Raw genomic sequence first — 26,853 nt, forward strand, 5'->3', positions numbered from 1 at the left:
ACCTATTCCACTGTAAAAGTTATAAAGCCGCTATTACGGTTGCCGTTGAAAGGTGCTGTGTGTAAGGAGAAAAGCATATCATACCTGCCTTTTTTTGACGGTGCTTTTACCGTAAAGCTGTATTGCGCGTTGCGCCCCGGCTCAATTTGTAGTTGATTAAAGGTGCTATCAGCTCCCTGAACCTCCACTTCCTGCTTACCATCAAAAAAGCAGGCTTGCAGATCAACCTTGTGTTTTACACCCGTGTTGCTAAAGTTTATGGGGTACTGATACGGGTTGGTTATGATTAAGTTAAAGGTATGCGATTGTCCCGGTGCAAGTGTCAGTTTCTTTTCATCGGTAGTGATGCTTACCCGCTGATAGGTACGCAAACTATCTATCCAGCCGGTATACCATTTGCCTGTCGGGGTGGTAAGGGTATCGGTAGTGGCCTCGTCGGGGTCGCGGGCAACGTAGAATACACGTTTATTTTGTACACTATCTTCCAGCGGCCAGATCTCGAACTGGGTAAGGCGATAATACCGCGAATCGTACGAAAAGCATTTGAGCGTATTATTATAATAACAATACTTTGCTGGTAGCTGAAAGCCATCATTCATTACCACCCAGCTATCGCCGGCCTTTTGTTTGATGGTGTGCGCCCAATCCTTATATCCAAAGAATTTTTTAATTGCCTGTACCTGTTGTACAGGCGCCGGTTGAGCTACGACGAGCAAGCGTATAATGGCAATAATTACAATGTTAGCCACGGCCAGTTTTTGCAGCCAGGCAGGCGGCGCGGCATGGCTTAACTGCGCGCTCAGCCAGATCAGCAGGACGGCAAAAGCGATGATGGTCCACTGCGGTTGTACCTCGCCACGCAGCGAGGTGAATAAAAAGAAAAGGATGATACCTATAAAGTTCACCTTTAACACGCGGATAAAACTATTGGTGGCCGACAGCGCGAAGCCTTTATAAAACAACAGCCAGCCGGTTAACACACCCGCCATCAGCATTTGCGACAGGATGTAGAAGAAGGTATAATCAAACCTGTAACTTTTCTCCGACCGGTCAGCCAAATGATAAGCTACCGATGGATAGTTGTGATTTACCTGCCATACTATATGCGGCACATACAAAGCCAGGGCAACGGCGGCTATCAGCCAAAAGGTGCCGCGTTTTAATATTTTAACATCGGCCAGTATGGTAAAACCTACCAATAATATACCGTGATATTTACTGTATAGCAATCCGGCTAAAATTATACCCAGCAGCAATGCCTGCAACCAGCTATCCTTTAGCAAATAGCGTTGGTATACGTAAAAAAACAGGGCGGTAAAAAACAGCAACGGTCCATCGGGCGTAGTTATAAAACCATAAATATGGAGCGTGAACATACCACTGGCCACAAGTATGAACCACTTGGCCGAGGCTCCTAATTGTTCAGCGGTTTTCCAGAGCAGGTATAATGACGCGGTGCTTGATAGGATGTTCACCAGCCGCAAACCGAACTCGTTATGCAAAAACACATCTCCGGCACGGATGAACAGGGCCACCATAGGCGGGTGATCAAAATAGCCCCAATCTAAAAAACGGGAGTATAGCCAGTAGTAGGCCTCATCGCTATGCAGCTCAAGGGTGCAGGCCTGAATAATGTTGAACAACGTCCACACGGCCAGGAACCAGCCGATATATTTAGCGTCGTTTTTGTTGTTATGTGTTTGTTGTGTATAAAGCATTAACCGTTTGTAAAGGTAAACTTAATAAGGTTAAGTTTATTTTATGACAGGATAAAGAGATTTTGGTTGGGTATAAGTTTATAAATTAGGGCCTTTAACCACCAGCTTCCCTGATAGCTATGATGAAAGCCATTGAGATATTACTAAAACCTCGGTTGCAGCTTTTGCAACTGATAGATTCGCTCGACCTGCATTTACTTAATAATGTACCCGCCGGGTTCAGCAACAACATAGCCTGGAATTTAGGGCACATAATAGCCGCCCAACAAGGTGTTTGCTATCTGCGCGCGGGTTTGCAAACCCACATTAGTACCGAAATGTACGAGCTTTACAAACCCGGCACCAAGCCCGAAAAGTTTATAAGCCAGCCCGAAGTGGATGATTTTAAGGCTCTTTTTAAATCAACCCTTGATCAGCTGGAGCAGGATTATAAGGATGGCATTTTCAGCAACTATACGCCGTGGACAACCCGTTACGGTGTAGCTATTAATAATATTGATGATGCCATTAGCTTTTTGCCTTTTCATGATGGCTTGCACCACGGCTATATTTTGGCGCAGCGCCGTGCATTATTAGGTAAACAGCTTTAATGTTGATGGGGTGTCAAATATTACCGGTGTAATAAAAACTAAGGTAAATATTTTGCATTTTTGTAAAACTGCGGTAAGTTATTACTCCTGAATAACTATGAGTGAACGGATTATACTTGTTTGGTTTAGAAATGATTTGCGTGTGCACGACAACGAAATATTGTTAGAGGCAACACGCAAAGCCGATAAGATATTACCCGTTTATTGTTTCGATCCACAATATTTTAAGAATGCCGAAACCGGCAGATCAACCACCGGCAATTTCAGGGCGAGGTTTTTACTGCAATCCATTGCCAATCTGCGCGAAAACCTGCGTAAGCTGGGCGGCGAGCTTATTATACGCACCGGTAACCCGGCCGAAATTATCCCGCAGCTTACTGCCGAATACCAGGTAAATGAGGTTTATCATCACCGCGAGGTAGCATCGCAGGAAACAGCCATGTCTGAAGAAGTAGAGGCTGCCTTGTGGAAACAGAAAATCAACCTCAAGCATTTCATCGGCCATACCTTATATCATAAGGAGGATCTTCCCTTCCCGATAAAGGATATTCCGGATAGCTTTTCAGTATTTAAAAAGAAGGTGGAGCGTGATAGCAGCGTTCGCCCCGAAACTGATACGCCCGAAAAAATATTCACCCCGGAGATAACCGATGCGGGCGAAATGCCTGCATTAACCGATCTGGGGCTGGATGAACCGGTTGATGACTCACGCGCAACTATCACCTTTGCAGGTGGCGAATGTGCAGGTATAGCCGCCCTCGAAGAATATTTTAATACTAACACACCTGTTAAGGCCAAAGCCGCGCGTAACCCGCAGGCCGCTGCCGATAATACATCAAAATTATCGCCGTGGCTGGCATTTGGTTGCCTGTCGCCACGCAGGGTATATTTTGAAGTAACCAGGCACGAGGGCAATAGCAACAATAATCCGCTGATATTGGAACTACTTTGGCGCGATTATTTCCGCTTCATGTTTAAAAAGCATGGCAAAAAGTTCTTCAATGCCGAAGGCTTTAAGAGCGAAGCCCCTGAAACAGTTGCCGATCAGGATACATTGTTTGAGCAGTGGGCTACCGGCCAAACCGGCGTACCTTATGTTGATGCCGCCATGCATCAGCTTAACGCTACAGGCTATATTAATAATTATGCAAGGCAAATAGTTGCCGGTTATCTGGTGCGCGATCTAAAAGTCGACTGGACTCGCGGCGCCCTATATTTTGAGGAAAAACTGATTGACTACTCGCCTGCAAGCAACTGGGGTAACTGGGCTTTTGTTGCCGGCGTAGGTAATGATCCGCGCGAGAACAAGAATTTCATTAATCGTCAGGTTGCACAACTTGAAACCAAGAGCCCCTTTATTGATACCTGGCTATCGGCACATGAGGCCGAGCACGTGGTTTGATGCGCTGTTGTTTAAAACAAATCTTCATTAAATTTTCTTAAAACCCACACCTGTTATGCCCTGTTAAGGTTGCATGGGCAAAACGCTGCGTTTAATTCTTGGCGATCAGTTAAAAAGCAACCACAGCTGGCTTAAAAAGCCCGACAATAAAGTGGTGTATGTAATGATGGAAGTAATGCAGGAGCAGGAGTATGTTATGCACCACGTGCAAAAAATACTCGCCTTTTTTGCCGCCATGCGCAACTTTGCCCATCAGCTTACCAAAAAAGGGCACCACGTAATATATCTTAAGCTTGATGACAAGCAGAATGCCCAAACCATTGAGGGCAACATTAAACATATTATTAAGGATGAGGATATCGGGCGCTTTGAATATCAGCTACCCGATGAGTATCGCCTGGATGAACAGCTAAAGCAGATCTGCGAAAAGCTTAAGATAGAAACAGGCACGGCAGACACCGAACATTTTTTCACCACCCGTTACGAGGTAAAGGAGTTTTTTGGCGACAAAAATTTTTTGATGGAGAATTTTTACCGCCACATGCGCGCAAAGCATCAGGTACTGATGCAGGGCAGTAAGCCGCTCGGCAACAAATGGAACTTTGATCACGATAACCGCAAAAAGTATGATGGCAAATCGCCATTGGTGCCGCCCATTGAATTTAATCACGATGTATCGGAACTAAAAAAAATGATCGACCATAAAAAAGTGAAATACTTTGGAGAGGTTGATGAAAAGCATTTGGCGTGGCCGCTTAGCAGAAACGAGGCCCTGAAACTGCTCAACTATTTTTGCGAGCATTTGCTGCCGCACTTTGGTACTTATGAGGATGCCATGCTGCAACAACATATCAGCTTGTTCCATTCGCGCATATCGTTCGCGCAAAATTCAAAGATGATAGCCCCGCATGAGATCATTGGCAAGGTGCTCTCGCATTACGATAAACACAAACACGAAATTACCCTGGCGCAGGTGGAGGGCTATACCCGGCAAATATTAGGCTGGCGCGAATTTATGCGCGGCGTTTACTGGGCCAAGATGCCTGAGTTTTCCAAACTCAACTTTTTTGATCATCGCGAAAAACTGCCCGAATGGTTTTGGACGGGTAAAACCAAAATGAATTGCCTCAGCAAATGCATCGGCCAATCATTAAACTATGCCTGGGCGCACCATATACAAAGGCTGATGGTTATCGGCAATTTCGCGCTGCTGGCCGGTTTGCACCCTGATGAGGTGGATGCCTGGTATCTGGGTGTATATATTGATGCCATTGAATGGGTGGAGATCACTAACACCCGTGGCATGAGTCAGTTTGCCGATGGCGGTATCATCGCCTCTAAGCCTTATGTATCATCGGCGGCATACATTAATAAGATGAGTGATTACTGCGGCGATTGCCATTACGACCATAAGAAGAAAACCGGCGACAAGGCCTGCCCTTACAATAGCCTGTACTGGAATTTTTTTTACCGCAATGCCGATAAGCTTGAAGGCAACCACCGCATAGGTATGATGTATAACATTATGAATAAAATGAGCCGGGATGAAATGGACGAAATAAATAAACTAGCCGGTATATACATCGGCACAATTAATGAGTTATAGTTATAAACATTGCTTGTTAGTAACTACCGGATCATATTTTTAAAATAACGTTTTGTTGAGCGTATGATTTACAAATAAAATTCAAGGTTTCTAATGCGTTATGTTTACTTTTGCACTGATTTTAGATATAATTCACCATGAGTGACCATGATTATATAAACAGCGGGAACGCTGCTTACATCGACTCTTTATACGAAAGTTATAAACAGGACCCCGAATCGGTCGATTTCGGATGGCAAAAATTCTTTGAAGGTTTTGATTTTGGAAAGGACTCACCGGCTGAACAAGCGGTAGCGGCGGACACGCCCGAGCACTTTTTAAAAGAGATAAACGTATTGAACATGATCAACGGGTATCGTACCCGCGGCCACCTGTTCTCAAAAACTAACCCGGTGCGCGAGCGCCGCAAATACTTCCCCGGCAAGGAGCTTGACACCTTTGGGCTGAGCGAGGCTGATCTGGACACCGTATTTAATGCCGGTGTTGAATTGGGCCTTGGCGCTGCCAAACTGCGCGACATTCACCAGCTGCTGGAAGATACTTATTGCGGCCCTATTGGTGCCGAGTATCGTTACATACGTAACCCGATAAAGATAAAGTGGTTTGAGCAGCGTATGGAAAAGCAACGCAACAAGCCTGCTTTCTCTGTCGACGATAAAAAACACATTCTTAACAAGCTTACCGAGGCCGTAATATTCGAGAACTTTTTGGGCACCAAATTCCTGGGGCAAAAGCGTTTCTCGCTTGAGGGTGCCGAGGCTTTAATACCCGCCCTGGATTCAGTGATCCAAAAAGGCGCGCAAATTGGTATCGAGGAGTTCATCATTGGTATGGCTCACCGTGGCCGTTTGAACGTGCTGGCCAACATTATGGAGAAAACCTACAAGGAAATTTTCTCGGAGTTTGAAGGCAAGAATTACGATTCGGAATCACCATTTGGTGGCGACGTTAAATATCACCTGGGTTTCTCAACAGATGTTGAGGCGGCCAACGGCAAAAAGGTTCACCTGAGCCTGTGCCCTAACCCATCGCACCTTGAGGCGGTTGACCCGGTTGTTGAAGGTTTGACCCGCTCAAAGATCGACTTTAAATACAATGGCGACTTTACCAAGATAGCCCCGATACTAATACATGGCGATGCCTCAATAGCCGGCCAGGGTATTGTTTACGAGGTATTGCAAATGGAAAAGCTGGAAGGTTACCGCACCGGTGGTACCATTCACCTGGTTATTAACAACCAGATAGGCTTTACCACCAACTTTAAGGATGCCCGCTCAAGTACTTACTGTACCGACGTTGCTAAAACCGTGCTTTCGCCGGTGTTCCACGTAAATGGTGATGATGTGGAGGCTTTGGCTTATGTAATTAACATGGCTATGGAGTACCGTCAGGTTTTCCATGACGACGTGTTTATTGATATATTGTGCTACCGTCGTTACGGCCACAACGAGAGCGATGAGCCTAAGTTCACCCAGCCGGTATTATACAAGGCTATCGACGCGCACCCTAACCCGCGCGAAGTATATTTGAAAAAACTGATTGCCGAAGGCAGCGTTACCGAGCAATTTGTAAAAGATGCCGAAAAAACCTTCAGGGCTGAATTACAAAAAGCGCTTGACGAGGTTAAGGCACAGGATAGGTTTACCGACCAGTTGCCGATGTTTGCCGGTGCATGGCAAGGCCTTAAACTACCAACCGAGAAAGAGTTGATGATGCCGGTAGATACATCGGTACCTGAAGCTGAACTGTTGGAGATCGGTCGCCAGATAACGGAGTTGCCTAAAGACAAGCAATTCTTTAAAAAGATAGAAAAGCTTTTTGAGGATCGTAATAAAATGGTTAACGAAACCCGTGTGTTCGATTGGGCCATGGGTGAGTTGTTAGCATACGCATCATTATTAAAAGAAGGCCACCCGGTAAGGCTGAGCGGTGAGGACGTTAAACGCGGCACCTTCTCGCACAGGCACGCGGTACTTACCCTTGCCGAAAGCGAGAACGAGTATACCCCGCTGGAAACCGTTGCCGGTAATACACCTTTATATATCTACAACTCTTTACTGTCAGAATACGGCGTATTGGGTTTTGAATACGGTTATGCCCTGGCTAACCCTAAAGCGTTAACCATTTGGGAAGCCCAATTCGGTGACTTTTTTAACGGTGCGCAGATCATTGTTGACCAGTACATTGCCAGTGCCGAAACTAAATGGCAACGTGGCAATGGTTTAGTAATGTTGCTGCCTCACGGTTACGAAGGTCAGGGCCCTGAGCACTCATCAGCACGTGTTGAGCGCTTTTTAGAGCTTTGTGCCGATAACAATATCCAGGTAGCTAACTGTACCACCCCGGCCAACTTCTTCCACATACTGCGCCGCCAGATGAAACGTGGTTTCCGTAAGCCGCTGGTTATATTTACACCTAAGAGCTTGCTGCGTAACCCTAAATGTTCGTCGCCGCTTGAGGAGTTCACCAAAGGTCGTTTCCACGAATTGTATGAGGATGATTGGGCTGACCCGAAAAAAGTAAAACGTGTACTGCTTTGTACCGGTAAAATATACTACGACCTGCTTGAAAAACAACAGGCCGATAACCGTAAGGATGTTGCCATTGTTCGTATCGAGCAATTGTACCCTACCCCGGTTCACCATATCCTTAAGATAAAACAAAAGTATGCCAAGGCTACTGATTTTATCTGGGTGCAGGAAGAACCTGAGAACATGGGTGGCTGGCCATACATCTGCCGTAAGTTTCATAACGATACTGTTTTCAAACTGCACGTTATATCACGCATTGAGGGCAGTAGTACTGCTACCGGTTACGCTAAACAGCACGCCGCGCAGCAGTTGTACATCATCAACAAAGCGTTTGAAACCCCGGGCGATACAGAGGTTAAGAAAAGCATCGACAAAAAGACCAAGAAAATGGCCGAAACGGGAGCGGATTGATATTTATAGTTGATAGTCCATGGACCATGGTCAATAGTGTAAGGCTATCGTCAATGGTCCATGGACTATTGACCAAATACACTAAATAAAAAGCATACAAAATTCACCATGGGCAATTCACCATGGGGTACGGACAAATAAAATAAGTATAACTACCATTATGAGTTTAGAAATAAAAGTTCCGCCGGTAGGCGAATCAATTACCGAAGTAACCCTGTCGAGCTGGATAAAAAAAGACGGCGACCAGGTAGCCATGGATGAAGTGATCGCCGAGTTAGAATCAGATAAAGCAACATTTGAGCTGACCGCCGAGAAAGCCGGAACTTTAAAAACCATTGCTGCCGAAGGTGATACCTTAGCCATAGGCGCAGTAGTAGCCAGCATTGAGGATGGTGGAGCCGCTGCCGCCCCGGCTGATACCGATAAAGCGGATGAATCTGCACCATCAGCGCCTGCACAGGAGGCCGCTGCACCGGCACCAGCCGCTGCCGAGCCTGCAAGCGCGCTGGAAATCAAAGTTCCACCGGTGGGTGAATCAATTACTGAGGTTACCCTTTCGCGCTGGTTAAAAAAGGATGGCGAAGCCGTTGAAATGGACGAAGCCATTGCCGAACTGGAGTCAGATAAAGCAACATTTGAACTTACTGCCGAGAAAGCAGGTACATTAAAAACCCTGGCTGCCGAAGGCGATACTTTACCAATAGGTACAGTAGTAGCCAGCATAACAGGCGGTGGCGCTGCACCGGCAGCTGCTCCAAAGGCTGATGCTGCTCCGGCTGCGACCCCGGCTCCGGCCGCTTCTGCATCATCAGAAAAAACTTACGCATCAGGCACTCCATCGCCTGCCGCGGCAAAAATATTGAACGAGAAAGGTGTTGATCCGCAATCGGTAAATGGTACCGGTGTTGCTGGTCGTATCACTAAAGAGGATGCGGTGAACGCTCAAAAAGCTGCCCCTGCCCCTGCTAAAACTGAAAGCAAACCTGCTGCTCCGGCTGCCGCGCCTGTTGTTGCCGGTGAACGTGGCGAGCGTCGCGAAAAAATGTCGTCGTTGCGTAAAACGGTTGCTAAGCGCTTGGTTGCCGTTAAAAATGAAACCGCGATGCTGACCACCTTTAACGAGGTTGATATGTCGCCTATTATGGAGATACGCAGCAAGTACAAAGATAAATTTAAAGAGAAGCATGGCGTTGGCTTAGGCTTTATGTCGTTCTTCACCAAAGCGGTTACCGAGGCGTTGAAGGATTGGCCTTCAGTTGGTGCCCGTATTGATGGCGAGGAGATAGTTTACAGCAATTATGCTGATGTATCAATCGCGGTATCGGCTCCTAAAGGTTTGGTTGTTCCGGTTATCCGCAACGCTGATAAACTGAGCCTGGCCGAGATAGAGAAAGAAGTAATTCGCCTGGCAGGTAAAGCCCGTGAGAACAAGCTGGGTATTGACGAAATGACCGGCGGTACATTCACCATTACCAATGGTGGTGTGTTCGGTTCAATGATGTCGACCCCGATCATCAACTCACCGCAATCGGCCATTTTGGGTATGCACAACATTGTTGAGCGCCCGGTAGCAGTAAATGGTCAGGTGGTTATACGCCCGATGATGTACCTTGCCCTGTCATACGATCACCGTATTATTGACGGCCGCGAGTCGGTAAGCTTCCTGGTAAGGGTTAAGCAATTGCTTGAAGACCCTGCAAGGTTGCTGTTAGGTGTTTAATTAAACCTATATTAAATATGAAAGCCCGGTTATGCCGGGCTTTTTTGTTGAATATATCTTTTGCTGAACAGGATGATATAAACGATAGCTTTAACTTAAGATATTTAGGAATGTCGAAGCAATACTTTGACGTATTCATTAAATAATTGTCCGAATAATTCTACAGAATGCTTATCACCGGCTGAATAGAAACGAATTAACCTCGGCCAGTCATAATCGGATTTAGATGTGAAATCTTCGGCAAAGTGCTTGTTAACAAATGCTCTAAAGTTCTCGTGAAAGTCATTAAGAGAGTCAGATTGACAGCCGGTTAAATACCCAAATATTACTAAATATATATCTTCCACCTTTGAAACCTGGTACATCGCGGGCCTTTCGGTAATAGATAGTATAAGTTTAAATAGCTTATCCAATAATTCCTGTTTCATATTATTACTATATCTCTTTTTTACAAATTGTTCCATAAGACGATTTCCCGGAAGATAATTTACTGAAATGTTATCAGTCGATAACTACTTCATCCTTCAGTCCCGTTTGTCATCCGGCCTTAATTATACATATTTCTAACAATAACTTGCTGTTTACTACGTATCTTTATATAAAACCAATGGCCATGGCAACAATCGAAAGCATACAAAGCGCCTATATAGATCATGTATTAACAGAGGGTTCGCAGCCCAAATCGGTTTACATATTCGCTAAGCAGAATGATACTACCGAGGAGGAGTTTTACCGATACTTCGGCTCGTTCGAGGGTGTGGAGCAAAGCATCTGGGCTGATTTCGCTAAGAAAACCCTTACCGAAATTGAGGCGCAGGAAGTTTGGGCGCAATACAGCTCGCGCGAAAAGGCGCTATCATTTTTCTATGCCTTTTTTGAGTTGCTGAAAGGCAGCCGAAGCTTCGCGGTATACAGTCTTAACACGCATGCCCGTGCATTGAGCGCGCCGGTAGTGCTCGATAAATTAAAGGTAGAATTTGAAAACTTTGCCGATGCCATATTAAAGCAAGGGCTGGAAAGCGGCGAACTATCCGACCGTAAGTTCTTCGCCAAGCGTTATAAGGATGGCTTGTGGATGCAATTCGGCTTTGTGCTTAACTTTTGGGTTAAGGATAATTCAGCAGGGTTTGAAAAAACCGACGAGGCTATCGAGAAAGGTATTAACGTAACGTTCGATTTGTTTGAGCGTACGCCGATAGATAACCTGATTGAGTACGGCAAATTCCTTTACAATAACAGTGGCTTTAAAGAAAAGGTTGGTTTTTAAACCAACTGTGTGAATGTAACCCGAAAAAGGGTTTAAAAAACAATATGAGCGAAACGCCAAAAGAACAAAACAGCATACCTACCAGCAAAGTACAACGCTCGGCCAAGTTTGTTAAAACCGGCATCAAGATAGGGAGTAATTATGTTAAGCATTACTCCAAAAAGCTGTTCAATCCGGATATGGATAAAACGGAGCTTGACCTGGATAACGCTACCGACATTTACCAGTCATTAAGCGAACTGAAAGGCAGCGCCCTAAAGGTAGCGCAAATGCTTAGTATGGATAAAAACCTGCTGCCGCAGGCGTATGTAGATAAGTTCTCGCAATCGCAATACAACGCGCCGCCATTGTCGGGGCCGCTTATTGTGCAAACCTTCCGCAAATATTTTGGAAAAACGCCCGATCAGATATACGATAGATTTAATCCCCGTTCATCTAACGCGGCATCTATAGGCCAGGTACACCAGGCCGAACTGAATGGCAAAACACTGGCCGTTAAAATTCAATACCCCGGTGTGGGCGATAGCATATCGTCGGATCTGAAACTGGTTAAGCCTTTCGCTTTCCGATTGTTGGGCATGAACGAGCGTGAGCTGGATGTATACATGCGCGAGGTTGAGGAGCGTTTGTTGGAAGAAACGGATTACGAACTGGAAGTACGCCGCTCTATCGAATTTTCCAATGCCTGTTCTATCCTCAATAATGTGGTGTTCCCGGTGTATTACCCGGAGCTATCAAGCAAGCGTATCATCACTATGGATTGGCTGGAGGGTAAACACCTGCGCGAGTTTTTGGCTACCAACCCATCGCAGGAGTTGCGTAACCAGATAGGTCAGGCCCTATGGGATTTTTATAATTTTCAGCAGCACGAATTACGCGCCGTACATGCCGACCCGCATCCGGGTAACTTCATGATCACCCCTGAAGGTAAATTAGGCGTAATAGATTTTGGCTGCATTAAGGAAATGCCGGACGATTTTTATACCCCGTTTTTCTCGCTCACATCAACTGATCTGCTGGATAATAAGGAGGAAACCATCAAGGCTTTCCGCCTGTTGGATATGATCCACCCTAACGACAGCGCGGCACAAATAGAATTCTATTACAATGCCTATAAGGAGATGATCAGCCTGTTCGCTATGCCATATATCAACAGCACTTTTGATTTTGGGCAAACGGTATTTTTCGATAGCCTGTATCGCTTTGGCGAGAAAATATCAAAAATGCCGGAGTTCAAACAGCCGCGTGGGGTAAAGCATTTCATCTACGTAAACCGTACCAACTTTGGCCTGTACAACATACTGCACGAGTTAAAGGCCGAGGTGCGTACCGATACCTACAAGCCACATGTAGTACTTGAATATTAATGATAATGGGGCTTAACCAGGTTGTTTCGCGTTAACGTAAATATCCGCCAGGCAATAATACCCAGGGCAGGTATACCCAGCCAATGAGCCTGAAATGAGTTACTGATATTGCCCCTGAAAAGCCATGAAATAGAATGGCCCAGGCCGCAGCCCGGGCACCACGTTATGCCCGCCATTTTTAAGGGGCATAAACTAAAATGTGTTTCTATACTTGGGGCGGTTACGGCAAGCGCTATGATGGCCGCCACCCAAAAGGTTAATTCAAAATACTTAGCGAATAATGTTTTAATCAACTTTTTCGGAATTGGTTGCGTATAGTAAAGATACACCAAATGCACTTATTACACCAACCAGCAATGCGCCGAACATACGGCCCGAGAATTCTTCAAAATTATTTCCGCTTGATACGTAATTGATAAATACAATAGCTGCAAAAACAGCCAGTATACCGCCAAAAATCAATATTTTAAAGCTTTGTACCAGCGCTTCTAAAAAGCCCATTTTACCACCAAGGTAATTGTCGCGGTAATCCTTAATAGCTATAAGCAGGCCCACAATAGGTATTAATACCGATATGTACTCGTATGGCGATGCTTTTGAGTCTTCAAGGTTATAGCCGGCTTTGTACATTATAAGTAACCAAAGGCCGCTAAAAATGCCGATAACCAATCCGGATAGTAATGCGTTTTTCATCTCTATAAGTATAAAAGTTAGGTTAAACTGTTTTACCGATGCCTGTTGCACCAGGTAAATAGTAAAGCGCATTTAAGCTTGTTTTGTTTGAACTTTGTGTCACAATTTGGGTTATGCTAAATAAAAGAAGCAGTTTTAAGTATATTTGCGGCAATTTTGGATATACGTGATATTTTAGAACGTTACAAGACTGACAAAAGGGTAACGGCATTAGCTTCAGCGCTTAATGCTAAAAAGAACCCCAGGGTGCAGTTACGTGGTTTGGTCGGCTCGGGTGATGCCGCCACTGCGGTAGCTTTGTACTTTTTGCAGCACCGGCACATGATATTTGTGCTGCCCGAACGTGAAGAAGCTGCCTACTTTCAGGCCGACCTGGAAAGCCTTACCGGTAAAGAGGTATTGCTGTTCCCGTCATCATACCGCAAACCGTTTGAATTTACCCAGCCCGATAGCAGCAATGTGCTTGCCCGTGCCGAGGTTTTGAATGAGCTTAACCATTCATCCGAATATGGCAGGCTGATTGTTACCTACCCCGAGGCCTTGGCCGAAAAGGTGATAGACCGCTCATCACTCGAAAAAAATACACTCGAAATGAGTGTGGGCAGCAGCCTCAGCATTGATTTTATTACCGAGTTTTTGGTAGAGTATGATTTTGAGCGTGTCGACTTTGTGTACGAACCGGGCCAATTCTCGGTACGTGGCGGTATTGTCGATATCTTCTCGTTCTCGCACAACCTGCCTTACCGGGTGGAGTTCTTTGGCGATTACGTGGAATCTATCCGTACGTTCGAGATAGAGAGCCAGCTATCTGCCGAGCAGGTAAAAAGCATTACCATTGTGCCTAATGTGCAATCAAAATTCCTTACAGAGAATAATATCTCGCTGCTGGAATACGTAGAGCCTGATTCGCAATTATGGATAAAGGATGTACAGTTTACCCTCGATATTATAAAAACCGGGCACAAAAAAGCGACAGAGCTTTGGAAGGCCTTATCATCCGAAGATAAACAGCAGAACCCAGACTGGATAGACCCCAAATTCAGCTTTACGGATGAAAAGATGATAGCCGACCAGCTGCGCGATTTTGCCGTGGTTGAGTTTGGTAAGCAGTTTTTTTACGAGGATAGCGAGCAACTGCATTTTGAAATGCGCCCACAGCCATCTTTCAATAAGGATTTTAGCTTGCTTATCCATAACCTCAAAAACAACGAGGCCGATAAGATTGAGAACTTTATAGTTACCGATTCGCCCAAGCAGATAGAGCGCCTTTACGCTATATTGGACGATCTGGACAAGACTATAAAGTTCACCCCGATAAACATTGCATTGCGCGAGGGTTTTGTTGACCACGGGCAGCATATAGCCTGCTATACTGATCATCAGATATTTGACCGCTATTATAAATACAAGCTTAAAAAGAGCTACCAGCGTTCGCAGGCCATCACCTTAAAGGATCTGCGGGAACTAAAATCAGGCGATTACGTTACGCACATTGACCACGGCATAGGCAAATATGCGGGATTGGAAAAGGTAGAGGTTAACGGCAAAACGCAGGAGATGATCAGGCTGATCTACGCCGATAATGATTTACTGTATGTGAACATCAACTCCCTTAACCGCATATCAAAGTACAGTGGCAAAGAGGGGCATCAGCCTAAAATGAATAAACTGGGTACCGATACTTGGGAACGACTAAAGAAAACCACAAAAAAAAAAGTTAAGGACATAGCCCGCGATCTGATCAAGCTTTATGCTGTACGGAAAGCGCAAACGGGTAATGCCTTCTCGCCCGATAGTTACCTGCAAACCGAGTTGGAAGCCTCATTTTTGTATGAGGACACCCCCGATCAGGAAAAGGCCACGCTCGATTTCAAGAAAGATATGGAATCGCCACACCCAATGGATCGCCTGATTTGCGGCGACGTTGGTTTTGGTAAAACCGAGGTGGCCGTGCGCGCGGCATTCAAGGCCGTTGCCGATAGCAAGCAGGTAGCCATACTGGTGCCAACAACCATTTTGGCGGCACAACATTACAAAACCTTTAGCGACCGCTTAAAAGGCTTCCCTTGCAATATTGATTATGTTAACCGCTTTAAAAGCAGCAAGCAGATCAAGGACACGTTGGAGAAGTTGAAAGAAGGCAAAGTCGACATTATCATTGGTACGCACCGTTTGGTGAGCAAGGATGTTAAATTCAAGGATCTGGGCCTGATGATCATTGATGAGGAGCAAAAGTTCGGTGTATCAACCAAAGAGAAACTGAAACAAATGCGCGCTAATGTGGATACGCTTACGCTTACGGCTACGCCAATACCACGTACACTACACTTCTCGCTGATGGGCGCGCGTGACTTATCCATTATATCAACCCCGCCACCAAATCGCCAGCCGGTAGTTACCGAGCTGCATGTGTTTAACGATAAGCTGATAAAGGAGTCGGTTGAGTTTGAGCTGGCACGTGGTGGCCAGGTATTCTTTATCCATAACCGGGTGAATGATCTGCCACAGCTTGGCGGATTGATACGCAAACTGGTGCCACAGGCACGGATAGGTATAGCCCACGGTCAGCTGGATGGCGATGCGCTTGAGGATGTGATGATGAAGTTTGTAAGCGCCGAGTACGATGTGCTGGTAGCAACCACCATTATTGAGGCCGGTTTGGATATACCTAACGCCAATACCATCATTATTAACCATGCCCACATGTTTGGCCTGAGCGATCTGCACCAGATGCGTGGCCGTGTAGGGCGTAGTAATAAAAAAGCTTATTGTTATTTGCTGAGTCCACCGTTATCAACCCTTACCACCGAAGCCCGAAAAAGACTTAGTGCTATTGAGGAATTCAGTGACCTGGGCAGTGGTTTTAACGTGGCCATGCGCGATCTGGATATTCGCGGTAGCGGTAACCTTTTGGGTGCCGAACAAAGCGGCTTTATTGCCGAAATAGGCTTTGAAATGTATCATAAGATATTGGACGAGGCCATCCAGGAGCTAAAGGACGACGAGTTTAAGGAAGTTTTCCCGGAAGAAAAGCCGCGCACTTTTATATCATTCACACAAATTGATACCGACCAGGAGATATTGATACCGAATGAGTATGTAACTAACCTGTCCGAACGTTATAACCTGTACACCGAGCTCTCAAAACTGGAGAACGAAACCGAGCTGATAGCCTTTAAGCAGCAACTGAACGACCGCTTTGGTCCGGTACCGCCGCAGGTTAATGATTTGCTGAATACCATGCGCTTGCAATGGCTGGGCAAGGCCATAGGTTTTGAAAAGATATCGCTTAAGAAGAACATCCTGCGCGGTTATTTCATCACCAACCAGCAATCGCCATACTTTGAAACTGATGCCTTTAGGCGGGTGCTTACCTTTGTACAGGGCAACCCTCGACGCACCAATCTTAAGGAAGTAAAGAATACCCTGCGCTTAAGTATTGATAGTGTGAGCACTATTGACGAAGCCGTGGAACTATTGAGTGAGTTGGCCGGAATGGTGGAGGTATAAAAGCCCGTCGGCTTTCTCGTGTATTAAATTATCGGCATTGTGTTTGTTTGTGTTAAGCTGATTACATTTGCAGCTATCAATCTATAAACAAAAACCTATAAACAATGTGCGGAATAGTAGGATACATAGGCCATCGTGAGGCCTTTTCTATCATAATAAAGGGCCTGCACCGGCTGGAATATCGCGGGTACGATAGCGCGGGCATATCAATACACAATAACGGACTTAAGGTATATAAAAAAGCAGGCAAGGTAAGCGCGCTCGAAGAATTCGCTAAGGATTTGCCTGTTGCAAGCACCATCGGCATGGGCCATACACGTTGGGCCACACACGGAGCGCCAAGCGACCGTAACTCACACCCGCATGCCTCAAACGATCGTAAGCTAACCATCATCCACAATGGTATTATTGAAAACTATGCCACCATTAAGGAAACCCTGTTGGCCAAGGGCCATGTATTTAAAAGCGATACGGATACCGAGGTGCTAATACATTTGGTTGAGGATATAGCAACATCAACAGGTATCGACCTGAAAGATGCCGTGCGCATAGCCCTGACCAAGGTAATAGGCGCTTACGCCATCGTTATTATGAGCGAGGACGACCCTAACCTGCTGATAGCGGCACGCAAGGGCAGCCCGATGGTAATTGGTGTGGGCGAGGGCGAATACTTTATCGCATCGGACGCTACGCCGATTGTAGAGTACACCAAGAATGTGATCTACCTTAATGATAATGAGATAGCTTACATAACACGTGAGGATCTGTTGATCAAGAATATTGACAATACGGTACAGACACCATACATCCAGGAGCTTGACCTGAAGCTGGAAATGCTTGAAAAAGGCGGGTATGACCACTTTATGCTTAAGGAGATATACGAGCAGCCACGATCAATTCGTGATTGTTTGCGCGGGCGTATCTACCCGCAACAGGGTAATGTGCAGTTGGGTGGCATAAAGGAGTATGCTGATAAACTCCGAAATCTCGACCGGATAATTATTGTGGCCTGTGGTACATCATGGCATGCCGGTTTGGTGGGCGAGTATTTAATTGAGGAGTATGCCCGCATACCCGTTGAGGTTGAATACGCGTCGGAATTCAGGTATCGTAACCCCATCATTACCGAAAAGGATGTGGTGATAGCCATCTCCCAATCCGGTGAAACGGCCGATACTATGGCAGCTTTGGAGCTGGCTAAAGAAAAAGGCGCTACCATATTTGGTGTTTGTAATGTGGTGGGTGCATCTATCCCCCGTATTACGCATGCCGGTGTATATACGCATGCCGGCCCTGAAATTGGCGTGGCATCAACCAAAGCCTTTACCTCGCAGGTTACGGTTTTAACGCTGATGGCTTTTTACATGGCGCAGCAGCGTGGTGCCATTACCCAAAGCAAACTGATAGAATACCTTACCGAGCTGGACGCCATACCAACCCTCATTGAAAAGGCCTTAAAAACCAACGACAAGATAAAGGAGATAGCCGCCAAGTTTAAGGATAGCAGCAATTGTTTGTTCCTTGGCAGAGGGAGCTCATTCCCGGTGGCTTTGGAGGGGGCATTAAAGCTGAAGGAAATATCGTACATACATGCCGAGGGTTATCCGGCGGCGGAGATGAAACACGGCCCTATCGCGCTTATTGATGCCGAAATGCCGGTGGTATTCATCGCTACCAAGCATTCATCGTACGAGAAAGTGATCAGCAATATACAGGAAGTTAAAGCACGCGGAGGCCGGGTGATAGCCATAGTTAGCGAGGGCGATACCGAGGTTAAGGATATGGCCGACTATATAATTGAGATACCGCAAACCGGCGAGGCCTTTGTGCCGCTGGTAGCTACTATTCCGCTGCAATTACTGTCGTACCATATCGCTGTAATGCGGGGTTGTAATGTGGATCAACCGCGTAACCTGGCGAAGTCGGTAACGGTTGAATAACACCATCTTAAAATGATTTTTAACGGCTCGTAGCGATGGTTACGAGCCGTTTTTATTTCCTGTAACAGCAAAAATAAATTCATATAGAATAAATCGATGATTATTTTAAATTTGCATCAATTAAATCTATAATGACCATTACACAGCTGGAATACATTGTAGCCGTTGACACTTACCGCAGTTTTGTTACCGCCGCCGAAAAATGTTTTGTTACCCAACCTACCCTCAGTATGCAGGTACAAAAGCTGGAGGACAACTTAGGCGTTAAGCTTTTTGACCGCACCAAGCAGCCCGTTATACCTACAGAAATAGGCATCGAAGTAATTAGCCAGGCCCGCGTGCTATTGGCTGAGAGTGAGAAGATCAAGGAGATAATCAGCGACAGGCAAAAGGAACTATCAGGCGAGTTGAAGGTGGGTATCATTCCAACCATATCGCCGTATGTGCTGCCTAAGATCATCACCAGCTTTATTGAAAAATATCCGCAGGTTAAACTGGTGGTGTGGGAGCAAACTACCGAGCAGATCATCCAGCAACTAAAAATGGGTATGCTTGATTGTGGTATACTTTCAACCCCATTGCATGAGGCGGCTTTGGTGGAGATTCCTGTTTTTTACGAGAACTTTGTGGCCTACGTATCGCGCGATAGCAACCTGTTCAAAAAGAAGGCCATACAGCCCGATGATATTGATGTGGAAGAAATATGGGTGCTTAACGAGGGCCACTGCATGCGCGAGCAGGTGCTGAACATTTGCCAGCGCCGTAAAAGCACACGCGGTTTTCAGCACTTTGAATACAATACGGGCAGCGTTGAAACGCTTAAACGCATGGTGGATCAAAACAACGGCGCCACCATTCTGCCCGAACTCGCCCTTGCGGACCTGACCGAAAAACAACTGGACAGGGTGCGCTACTTTAAATCTCCGGAACCGGCGCGCGAGGTAAGCATTGTAATGCCCCGCAACTTCCTTAAGCGCCGCATGATAGAAGCCCTCAAAAATGAGATACTCGAATTCATTCCCAAAAGGCTGAAAACGAAAAAGAAGAAAGAGATAATGGATATTTAGTGATTGATGGTTGGAGATTAGTGATCAGTAATTGGTAAAACAATGAATCAGTGTTCTAAAAAACTAACCACTAATTACTAATCTCTAACCACTACCCCTCTATCTCCACGTCCGTTAGCGGGTGGGCGGTGCAGGTGAGTATCCAGCCTGCGGCTATGTCGTCGGGAGTGAGTACATCGTTGCGGGCCATTTCAACCTTGCCGCTTTTGCAGATTACCGCGCAGGCTGAGCACACGCCCGCACGGCAACTGTATGATAGCTTGATGCCGTTTTGCAGCGCCGCCTGTAGTATAGATTGATTTTCGCCTGCTATAATATCGTAATGCTCGCCCTTATGGCTAATGCCAACCTTGCGCGGCGCATAATTTAATGCCGGCGGCGTAACGGCTACGGTATCTATCACAAAATTTTCCTTGCGGATGCGTTGCGGTTCAATGCCCATAAACAACAGCGTCATTTTAAGCATACGCATGTAGGCAAAAGGCCCGCACAGGTAAAAATCGGTATTTAGTAAACCGTTTGGCGTGTGCTGCCTAACCAATTTCTCGGCCATAATGTTATTAAGGCGATTAGCATCGCTGCTTAATAAATATATCACTTTTAGCCTGTCGGGATGGCTTTTTGCAAGTGCATCAAGCGGTGTCTTAAAAATTATTGATAACTCATTAAGGCTACTATAGATAAGAGTTATATTGCTTTCACCCTCTCGGCCTAAAATATATTTAAGCTGTGAGAATACCGGCGTTATGCCACTCCCTGCCGCGAAGATGATGATGTCCTTCTTCTCCTCCGGGTGATGAATAACAAAACGCCCGGCAGGTTCAACAGCATTTAATACATCGCCCACCCCTATTTTGGTAAACATATATCGGGAGATCTCACCATTGGGAATACGCTTTATAGTGATGGCCAGCAGATCTTCATCGGGTGATGAACTGAGCGAATACGAGCGGCGTATCTCCTCATGGTGATGATTGAACACCAGCGTGATGAACTGCCCGGCCCGATAATTCACTTTCTCTCCTGATGTATTGCTCAGGTAATAGGTGGATGTATCGGCGGTTTCGTGCGTTATTTTTTCAACCCTTAATTGCAGCATCAGCCAATACTTAATACCAGCTTACCAAACTGACTTGAATCATCCATCCTCCTGATGGCCTTTTCGGCATAGGCTAATGGGAGTACTTCATCAATAACCGGTTCAATTTTATGCTCACTGATAAATTGCAGCATCTGCTCAAACTCGGCGGCGGTACCGAGGGTGGTGCCCAATATGCTGATATGGTTCCAGAATATCTTACGTCCGTTAAGTTCAGGAATGGTGCCCGCCGTGCCGCCAAAAAACACAATACGACCGCCGGGTTTGCAAATATCTACCAGCTTTTCAAAGCCATTGCCCAGCGCGCTGTCAATGATCACATCAAAGCCACCGCCTGATAATTGCAGCAATTGTTCGGCCCAATCCTGCGCCTTATAGTTAACCCCTGCCGAAGCGCCAAGATGCCGTGCCCTATCTATCTTCTCGGCCGAGCCGGAAGTAACAAATACCTGGCAACCCGCGGCAACAGCGTATTGCAAGGCGAAAGCGCCGGTACCACCGCCCACGCCGGTTATCAAAACCTTATCGCCTTTTTGGGCCTGGCCTTTGGTAAATAGCGCTCTAAAGGTGGTTAACCCGGCAACGGGCAGCGTAGCGGTTTGCTCCCAGTTTAAATGCGTGGGTTTAACTTGCAGGTCAGCCACCGGTACGCTAATATATTCGGCGAATGTGCCTTGGTTGGGTGGCAGGCCGATAATGTTAAAATCCTTTGATTGATGGGACGGGCTTTCGCCCCAGCCACGCGCGGGGTATATCACCACCTCTTTATTTAGCCACTGGCTTTCGGCATCGCTGCCCGCTGCAACAACAACGCCCGCCCCGTCAGACCCTATAACACATGGGTATGATATACCCGCGTACTTGCCCTGCGTTATCCACCAGTCGCGGCGGTTTAGTGATGCCGCCTTTAGTTGCACCAAAACCTCGCCCGGCTGAGGGGTGGGCTTTTCAATATCCTTTATAGCTAAGGGTTGGTTTAATCCTTCTAATACTATTGCCTTCATAAATATAAATACGCGTTAAAGCGCTAAATCTTATAACAAAAAAGCGGCAGAATGTTTAGCATCCTGCCGCTTTGGTATTAAAGCCGTTGGCGAAAATTAAGCAGTTGCTTTAGTATAAAGCTCAGCTACTTTTTCCCAGTTAATAACGTTCCATATTGCCGCTAAGTAATCAGGGCGACGGTTTTGGTATTTCAGGTAGTAAGCATGCTCCCAAACGTCGATACCTAAAATGGGTGTACCTTTTACTTCGGCAACATCCATTAATGGGTTATCCTGGTTAGGGGTTGAAGTTACAGCCAGTTTTTTATCGGCAGTAACAATTAACCATGCCCAGCCCGAACCAAAACGGGTAGCACCGGCATCAGATAGTTTGGTTTTCAATTCATCAAACGAACCGAAAGTGCTGTTGATAGCCTCGGCCAAAGCACCTGTTGGCGCGCCACCGGCGTTAGGGCCTAACAAAGTCCAGAACAGCGAGTGGTTGTAATGGCCACCACCATTGTTGCGTACCGCGGCAGGGTATTTTGATATGTTGGTAACAATATCCTCAATGCTGCTATCAGCCTCCGGTTTGCCCTCTAAAGCTTTGTTAAGGTTGGTAACATAAGCCTGGTGGTGCTTGCCGTGGTGAATTTCCATGGTAGCTTTATCAATGTGCGGTTCTAATGCTTCGGGTGCGTATGGTAACGCAGGTAGTGTAAAAGCCATGATATTTGTGTTTTAAAGTTTACTACTATAGTTGTGTTAGCAAATATAAGTCCGCAATTGACATATTGTTCTAAAATAAATGTCATTTGTTGGTCGGAAACTTTCTGAACCGGAGTTCTTTTGTCTTGAACCAGAATTTACAGAATTTGAGAATAGACAGAATGTTTTTTTTAATTCTGATAATTCATTAATTCCGAAAATTCTGGTTCAAGAATAATGTTCAAGATTTCCTTTTCCCCTTAAAAAAATTCCTTACCAGCTCGGCGCATTCGTTTTCGCGAATGCCGCCTACTATTTCGGTTTTGGGGTGGGTTATTTTTTGGTTGAGCCGGCCAAACCCCATGCGCTGATCGTAAGCACCGAATACTATGCGCGATAACTGGAACCAGTATGATGCCCCGGCGCACATTACGCAGGGCTCGAGCGTAACGTATAGCGTACATTCCTTTAAATATTTGCCGCCCATATAGTTCGCCGCGGCTGTTAAGGCCTGCATTTCGGCATGTGCCGATACATCATTAAGGCGCTCGGTAAGGTTATGGCCACGACCAATGATCTTGCCTTTACACACCACAATGGCACCAATGGGTATCTCGTCCTCAGCCAGTGCTTGTTTGGCCTCAATGAGGGCTTCGTTCATAAAAAAATCGTCGGGCGATATGTTGGGTTCGCCCTCAAAGCTGATGTATCGCATTATATCTTATTATCAAATGTGCGCGACAAGTGTTTCTCTGTTGATACCACCAGCATAATGCACGACCCAATGGCCGATGGTATAAGCAGCATGGCGGTTATCATCATAAAGGTATCCTTATCAATATTTATAAAACCTAAAAAGGTGGTTGTAATAACACCCAGCATAGTTAATACAAAGCCCGAGCGCACCATGTAGCGGGCAGCGTATCGGTTGCCCTCGTCCCAGGTTTGCTGGTTCTTCATGGAGCTGGGCATGCGGTAGCCATAAAGCGGGTTTATTTTACGCGGAGGAAAACGCTGTTGAATATAGCCCACAATAATAAATATTACCCCTATCAGTTGCGGGCCTATCATCCAATGCAGCAGTTCCATAGTTATATCAGTTTATGTCCGTTGGGTACAGGGCGTTCAAGGGCGGTTAACACAATGTCGCCATTCTCGTCGGCAAAGCCGGTCACCAAAAATTCCGACATGAATTTGCCGATCTGCTTTTTCGGAAAATTGATAACCCCTACTATCTGCCTGCCCACCAGTTCATCCTTTGTGTAATGTTTGGTGATCTGCGCGCTCGACCATTTGATGCCGAATTCGCCAAAGTCAACCCTTACCTTATAGGCTGGCTTGCGTGCTTCGGGGTAATCAACAGCCTCCAATATGGTACCGGCGCGTAGCTCTACCTTTTCAAAATCATTCCAGGATATAGTTTCCATAAAGGCAAATGTAACAGTTGAACGGGGAGTAACAAAAAGAGCGACGGGTTTCATCAACCTATCGCTCTTTTTATATTTATACTGATGTATGTATTAAGCTTCGTTAACAGCAGGGGCTTTCACGGGCTCGCCCACGGCAGGTAGTTCAGCCAAAATGGTGCGGCCGCCTTTAACCACATCGCCTATGTTTACGTTGATCTTTGAGCCTAAAGGCAGAAAAAGATCAACCCTTGAACCAAATTTGATAAAGCCGAATTGCTGGCCTTGCTCAACCACATCACCCTCCTTGACATACCATACAATACGGCGGGCAAGCGCGCCTGCTATCTGGCGGAATAGTACCGGTACACCTACGTGATTTTCTATAACGATGGTGGTACGCTCATTCTCGGTTGATGATTTTGGATGCCAGGCCACCAGGTATTTACCCGGGTGGTATTTAAAGTATTTAACCACGCCCGCTATAGGGTTACGGTTAACGTGTACGTTTATTGGCGACATGAATACCGAAAGCTGTATCCTTTTGTCCTTCAAAAATTCGGTTTCCTCGGCTTCTTCAATTACTACCACCTTACCATCAGCAGGGCAAAGCACCTTGGTTTCATCAACCGCTATGCGGATGCCCGGGCTGCGGAAGAATTGCAGGATGATAATAAACAGCAGGAATGATAGTATGTAGATAACCCACTTTAATGCCTCGGCGTGCGGATAATAGAACTGTATAACCGCGTTCAGTACAAAAATGAACAATATGCAAAGGGCGATGGAGGTGTAACCTTCTTTATGAATGGTCATGACGCTTTTTTATAATAGTTTATTAATGGCGCAAAGCTACGCATTTGTTATGAAGTACAGGTAAGCATAAACAATAGGCGCGGCTAACAAAAGTCCGTCAAACCTATCCAGCAAACCGCCGTGGCCGGGCAGTATGCCACCGCTATCCTTTACGTTGATGCTGCGCTTGAACATGGATTCTATCAGATCGCCCATGGTGCCGAACGTGCTGATGAGTATACCTACTGATACCCATTGTTTCCAGCTATACTCACCATAATAATGGCTCAGGGCAACAGCTACGCCGGCGGTAATAATAATGCCGCCAATAAAGCCCTCCCAGGTTTTTTTAGGCGAGTGGCGGGGGAATAGTTTTACCCTGCCCAGCTGGCTGCCTACCAAATAAGCGCCGGTATCATTAGCCCAAAGCATCAGCAAAAAACCCAAAGGCAAATGGAAGTTGAAGCTGCCATCAATAAAAGCTATAGCATGAAAAAAGGTGAATGGCGTAATGGTGAACAGCAAACCCAAAAAGCAGTATGCTATGTTGTTAAACGGTGACTCTGACTTTTTATAAAGCTCCTGTATATAGATGGAACCCAGTATTACCGGTAGTAAGAACAACAGGAATTTTGACGGAAAATAGCACTGCGCAGCGAATGCTAAAAAAACAATTATACCGTTAAGCAATCCGCTGTAACGGTTAGGGTCGGCGGTGCCTTGTTTTACCAGGCCGTTAAACTCGTGCAGGCAAAAAACGCTTAGCGCTAAATAAAAAACGGTGAAAACTGAATTGCCAAGCAAAACCGAGCCCAGCATAACTATCACAAAAAAGAAGCCTGTAATGGCGCGTAATCTCATATATTAATTTGATTGAGGATCATGATCTCGATGGCATGACTAAAATCCTCCTGATGTACATAAACTTCAATGTTGCCAAAGGCGCGGTGCGATGAGTCTTGCCGGTTAAGCAATACCGCATCAATCTGGTGCTCGGTAAGCACCTGTTTAATGATCTCGGACTGATAAAAGTTAAATGAAGTAAAAATTTTTACCCAGTTCTTTTCCATTAATACTCGGGAATGCTCCTTTTGCCCGATGCAACATTTTTAAAAAGCCACAACAAAAATAAAATAATTATAAAGCTGATTATATACACAGGGTAATTAAAAATGTGGTTATTGTTCGGGTCAATGTCAATTTTTTTGTTTTGGTACAGGTATACCGATATTACCGCCAAACCATTGTTAATAAAGTGGCCAATTACTCCCGGCCAAATACTTCCACTGTAGGCGGCCATGTAGCCAAATATCACACCCAGGGCAAGCCTCGGCAAAAAGCCGAAGAACTGCATGTGCATAGCACTAAACAGGATGGCGGTTATCCAAACGGCAGCATGTTTATTACCCGTCCATTGCCCTACTATGGTTTGCAGGCAGCCTCGAAACATAAATTCCTCGCCAATAGCGGGCAACAGGGCTACAATCAGCATTGATATGATCAGGTGCCCGGTGGTATCGGTTTGCACTACAGCTTCTATCATGCGGTTCGTGTCATCTTCTGATTCGCGCATCCATCGCTCAACACCTTTTAAAAACTCAGGCAGTACCAGTTTTTCATTAATGTTGATTAGCATCTCCATAACGGGTAATGATGCCGCCATGATGCCTATCACGATCAATATCAACAGGTTGTTGTAATTGGTATTTGGCTTAATGTATTCATCAACATCATAAACAATATAGCGCGAAAAAAACCAGGCCGGCGCCAAAAACATACCCGTGGTAGTGCCTATTGCTAAGGCTATTTTAAGCGAATCAATAACCTCCTGCGGCGAGCCTAAGCCTACGCCTTGCAGTTGGCTGATAGTATCTTTACCATATATAAGGGCAATCAGCGCCAGCGATATCAAATTGGCAAGAACGGTAAACGCAGTAGTAACCAGTATTAGGTATAGTAATTGCCTTATGGGTTTTATATGATAATCAGGGTGTTCTGTCATGTTTATAAAAAATCGTATTTTTGCAGGGCTTAAAGATA

Annotated in this window: 23 protein-coding genes; 10 read left to right on the forward strand and 13 right to left on the reverse strand. The window is 45.8% G+C overall.

Translation table 11 applies throughout. The features are described from left to right. Window positions 1–2: 2 nt before the first annotated feature. Window positions 3–1,718, reverse strand: coding sequence for a glycosyltransferase family 39 protein (locus IM792_RS19030; RefSeq protein ID WP_194103495.1), 1,716 nt, complete (start codon window positions 1,716–1,718; stop codon window positions 3–5). Between the two features lie 119 nt (window positions 1,719–1,837). On the opposite strand from IM792_RS19030, the gene IM792_RS19035 reads away from it, so the two are divergent. The 7 genes from IM792_RS19035 (at window position 1,838) to IM792_RS19065 (ending at window position 12,612) form a co-directional block, all read left to right on the forward strand. Continuing rightward, complete coding sequence (locus IM792_RS19035; protein ID WP_194103496.1) at window positions 1,838–2,308, forward strand: DinB family protein; 471 nt, start codon at window positions 1,838–1,840, stop codon at window positions 2,306–2,308. Window positions 2,309–2,405: 97 nt separating this feature from the next. Then, on the forward strand, window positions 2,406–3,710 hold the full coding sequence (locus IM792_RS19040) for a DASH family cryptochrome (RefSeq protein ID WP_194103497.1): 1,305 nt from the start codon (window positions 2,406–2,408) through the stop codon (window positions 3,708–3,710). 73 nt (window positions 3,711–3,783) lie between these two features. Then, the gene (locus tag IM792_RS19045; RefSeq protein WP_194103498.1) at window positions 3,784–5,316 is read left to right on the forward strand and encodes a cryptochrome/photolyase family protein; all 1,533 of its coding nucleotides are present in this window, start codon (window positions 3,784–3,786) and stop codon (window positions 5,314–5,316) included. A gap of 137 nt (window positions 5,317–5,453) precedes the next feature. Further along, window positions 5,454–8,258, forward strand: coding sequence for a 2-oxoglutarate dehydrogenase E1 component (locus tag IM792_RS19050; RefSeq protein WP_194103499.1), 2,805 nt, complete (start codon window positions 5,454–5,456; stop codon window positions 8,256–8,258). Window positions 8,259–8,418: 160 nt separating this feature from the next. After that, window positions 8,419–9,978 (forward strand): 2-oxoglutarate dehydrogenase complex dihydrolipoyllysine-residue succinyltransferase, encoded by a 1,560-nt coding sequence (odhB, locus tag IM792_RS19055; RefSeq protein ID WP_194103500.1) that lies wholly within the window; start codon window positions 8,419–8,421, stop codon window positions 9,976–9,978. A gap of 613 nt (window positions 9,979–10,591) precedes the next feature. Further along, a complete protein-coding gene (locus IM792_RS19060) occupies window positions 10,592–11,245 on the forward strand; it encodes a TetR family transcriptional regulator C-terminal domain-containing protein (protein ID WP_194103501.1) in 654 nt (217 codons plus the stop codon). Between the two features lie 44 nt (window positions 11,246–11,289). Beyond that, window positions 11,290–12,612: an AarF/UbiB family protein gene (locus IM792_RS19065; RefSeq protein WP_194103502.1), complete on the forward strand. Its 1,323-nt coding sequence runs from the start codon at window positions 11,290–11,292 to the stop codon at window positions 12,610–12,612. On the opposite strand, the gene IM792_RS19070 is transcribed toward IM792_RS19065, so the two are convergent. Together IM792_RS19070 and IM792_RS19075 are read right to left on the reverse strand one after the other, a co-directional pair. Beyond that, window positions 12,609–12,905 carry a DUF2752 domain-containing protein gene (locus IM792_RS19070; RefSeq protein ID WP_228085266.1) on the reverse strand — a complete coding sequence of 99 codons (297 nt, stop codon included), beginning with the start codon at window positions 12,903–12,905 and terminating at the stop codon, window positions 12,609–12,611. The genes IM792_RS19065 and IM792_RS19070 overlap by 4 nt on opposite strands. Further along, entirely contained in the window at window positions 12,898–13,377 is a 480-nt protein-coding gene (locus IM792_RS19075; protein ID WP_194103503.1) for a DUF4199 domain-containing protein, read from the reverse strand. Before IM792_RS19075 ends, IM792_RS19070 begins: the two co-directional genes overlap by 8 nt. Window positions 13,378–13,461: 84 nt before the next feature. Between IM792_RS19075 and mfd the strand changes: the two genes are divergently transcribed. The 3 genes from mfd to IM792_RS19090 all read left to right on the forward strand — a co-directional run bounded on the left by mfd (window position 13,462) and on the right by IM792_RS19090 (window position 19,822). Further along, the gene (gene mfd, locus IM792_RS19080; protein ID WP_194103504.1) at window positions 13,462–16,815 is read left to right on the forward strand and encodes a transcription-repair coupling factor; all 3,354 of its coding nucleotides are present in this window, start codon (window positions 13,462–13,464) and stop codon (window positions 16,813–16,815) included. 104 nt (window positions 16,816–16,919) lie between these two features. After that, a complete protein-coding gene (gene glmS / locus IM792_RS19085; protein ID WP_194103505.1) occupies window positions 16,920–18,755 on the forward strand; it encodes a glutamine--fructose-6-phosphate transaminase (isomerizing) in 1,836 nt (611 codons plus the stop codon). A gap of 131 nt (window positions 18,756–18,886) precedes the next feature. Further along, window positions 18,887–19,822, forward strand: coding sequence for a hydrogen peroxide-inducible genes activator (locus IM792_RS19090; protein ID WP_194103506.1), 936 nt, complete (start codon window positions 18,887–18,889; stop codon window positions 19,820–19,822). Between the two features lie 91 nt (window positions 19,823–19,913). Here IM792_RS19090 and IM792_RS19095 read toward each other — a convergent pair whose 3' ends face one another. The 10 genes from IM792_RS19095 to IM792_RS19140 all read right to left on the reverse strand — a co-directional run bounded on the left by IM792_RS19095 (window position 19,914) and on the right by IM792_RS19140 (window position 26,815). Further along, window positions 19,914–20,921: a ferredoxin--NADP reductase gene (locus IM792_RS19095; protein WP_194103507.1), complete on the reverse strand. Its 1,008-nt coding sequence runs from the start codon at window positions 20,919–20,921 to the stop codon at window positions 19,914–19,916. Further along, the gene (locus tag IM792_RS19100; RefSeq protein ID WP_194103508.1) at window positions 20,921–21,925 is read right to left on the reverse strand and encodes a zinc-binding dehydrogenase; all 1,005 of its coding nucleotides are present in this window, start codon (window positions 21,923–21,925) and stop codon (window positions 20,921–20,923) included. Before IM792_RS19100 ends, IM792_RS19095 begins: the two co-directional genes overlap by 1 nt. A 96-nt stretch (window positions 21,926–22,021) precedes the next feature. Further along, window positions 22,022–22,633 carry a superoxide dismutase gene (locus IM792_RS19105; RefSeq protein WP_194103509.1) on the reverse strand — a complete coding sequence of 204 codons (612 nt, stop codon included), beginning with the start codon at window positions 22,631–22,633 and terminating at the stop codon, window positions 22,022–22,024. 220 nt (window positions 22,634–22,853) lie between these two features. Next, window positions 22,854–23,327, reverse strand: a complete 474-nt coding sequence (locus tag IM792_RS19110) for a nucleoside deaminase (protein WP_194103510.1) — start codon at window positions 23,325–23,327, stop codon at window positions 22,854–22,856. Beyond that, window positions 23,327–23,701 (reverse strand): SdpI family protein, encoded by a 375-nt coding sequence (locus tag IM792_RS19115; protein ID WP_194103511.1) that lies wholly within the window; start codon window positions 23,699–23,701, stop codon window positions 23,327–23,329. The genes IM792_RS19110 and IM792_RS19115 overlap by 1 nt, the downstream gene beginning before the upstream one ends. A gap of 2 nt (window positions 23,702–23,703) precedes the next feature. After that, window positions 23,704–24,039, reverse strand: coding sequence for a tRNA-binding protein (locus IM792_RS19120; protein ID WP_194103512.1), 336 nt, complete (start codon window positions 24,037–24,039; stop codon window positions 23,704–23,706). A gap of 93 nt (window positions 24,040–24,132) precedes the next feature. Continuing rightward, window positions 24,133–24,834: a phosphatidylserine decarboxylase family protein gene (locus tag IM792_RS19125; RefSeq protein ID WP_194103513.1), complete on the reverse strand. Its 702-nt coding sequence runs from the start codon at window positions 24,832–24,834 to the stop codon at window positions 24,133–24,135. Window positions 24,835–24,870: 36 nt separating this feature from the next. Continuing rightward, a complete protein-coding gene (locus tag IM792_RS19130; RefSeq protein WP_194103514.1) occupies window positions 24,871–25,674 on the reverse strand; it encodes a phosphatidate cytidylyltransferase in 804 nt (267 codons plus the stop codon). Next, complete coding sequence (locus tag IM792_RS19135; RefSeq protein ID WP_194103515.1) at window positions 25,671–25,883, reverse strand: DUF2007 domain-containing protein; 213 nt, start codon at window positions 25,881–25,883, stop codon at window positions 25,671–25,673. Before IM792_RS19135 ends, IM792_RS19130 begins: the two co-directional genes overlap by 4 nt. Next, entirely contained in the window at window positions 25,883–26,815 is a 933-nt protein-coding gene (locus IM792_RS19140; RefSeq protein WP_194103516.1) for a CPBP family intramembrane glutamic endopeptidase, read from the reverse strand. The genes IM792_RS19135 and IM792_RS19140 overlap by 1 nt, the downstream gene beginning before the upstream one ends. Window positions 26,816–26,853 lie beyond the last annotated feature (38 nt).

The organism is Mucilaginibacter sp. JRF (assembly GCF_015223065.1).
GTDB lineage: Bacteria > Bacteroidota > Bacteroidia > Sphingobacteriales > Sphingobacteriaceae > Mucilaginibacter.

Coding starts and splice junctions, on each gene's coding strand:
- IM792_RS19030 (WP_194103495.1), bottom strand. CDS start 1,718: ATGCTTTATACACAACAAACACATAACAACAAAAACGACGCTAAATAT.
- IM792_RS19035 (WP_194103496.1), top strand. CDS start 1,838: ATGATGAAAGCCATTGAGATATTACTAAAACCTCGGTTGCAGCTTTTG.
- IM792_RS19040 (WP_194103497.1), top strand. CDS start 2,406: ATGAGTGAACGGATTATACTTGTTTGGTTTAGAAATGATTTGCGTGTG.
- IM792_RS19045 (WP_194103498.1), top strand. CDS start 3,784: ATGGGCAAAACGCTGCGTTTAATTCTTGGCGATCAGTTAAAAAGCAAC.
- IM792_RS19050 (WP_194103499.1), top strand. CDS start 5,454: ATGAGTGACCATGATTATATAAACAGCGGGAACGCTGCTTACATCGAC.
- odhB (WP_194103500.1), top strand. CDS start 8,419: ATGAGTTTAGAAATAAAAGTTCCGCCGGTAGGCGAATCAATTACCGAA.
- IM792_RS19060 (WP_194103501.1), top strand. CDS start 10,592: ATGGCAACAATCGAAAGCATACAAAGCGCCTATATAGATCATGTATTA.
- IM792_RS19065 (WP_194103502.1), top strand. CDS start 11,290: ATGAGCGAAACGCCAAAAGAACAAAACAGCATACCTACCAGCAAAGTA.
- IM792_RS19075 (WP_194103503.1), bottom strand. CDS start 13,377: ATGCGCTTTACTATTTACCTGGTGCAACAGGCATCGGTAAAACAGTTT.
- glmS (WP_194103505.1), top strand. CDS start 16,920: ATGTGCGGAATAGTAGGATACATAGGCCATCGTGAGGCCTTTTCTATC.
- IM792_RS19090 (WP_194103506.1), top strand. CDS start 18,887: ATGACCATTACACAGCTGGAATACATTGTAGCCGTTGACACTTACCGC.
- IM792_RS19095 (WP_194103507.1), bottom strand. CDS start 20,921: ATGCTGCAATTAAGGGTTGAAAAAATAACGCACGAAACCGCCGATACA.
- IM792_RS19100 (WP_194103508.1), bottom strand. CDS start 21,925: ATGAAGGCAATAGTATTAGAAGGATTAAACCAACCCTTAGCTATAAAG.
- IM792_RS19105 (WP_194103509.1), bottom strand. CDS start 22,633: ATGGCTTTTACACTACCTGCGTTACCATACGCACCCGAAGCATTAGAA.
- IM792_RS19110 (WP_194103510.1), bottom strand. CDS start 23,327: ATGCGATACATCAGCTTTGAGGGCGAACCCAACATATCGCCCGACGAT.
- IM792_RS19115 (WP_194103511.1), bottom strand. CDS start 23,701: ATGGAACTGCTGCATTGGATGATAGGCCCGCAACTGATAGGGGTAATA.
- IM792_RS19120 (WP_194103512.1), bottom strand. CDS start 24,039: ATGGAAACTATATCCTGGAATGATTTTGAAAAGGTAGAGCTACGCGCC.
- IM792_RS19125 (WP_194103513.1), bottom strand. CDS start 24,834: ATGACCATTCATAAAGAAGGTTACACCTCCATCGCCCTTTGCATATTG.
- IM792_RS19130 (WP_194103514.1), bottom strand. CDS start 25,674: ATGAGATTACGCGCCATTACAGGCTTCTTTTTTGTGATAGTTATGCTG.
- IM792_RS19135 (WP_194103515.1), bottom strand. CDS start 25,883: ATGGAAAAGAACTGGGTAAAAATTTTTACTTCATTTAACTTTTATCAG.
- IM792_RS19140 (WP_194103516.1), bottom strand. CDS start 26,815: ATGACAGAACACCCTGATTATCATATAAAACCCATAAGGCAATTACTA.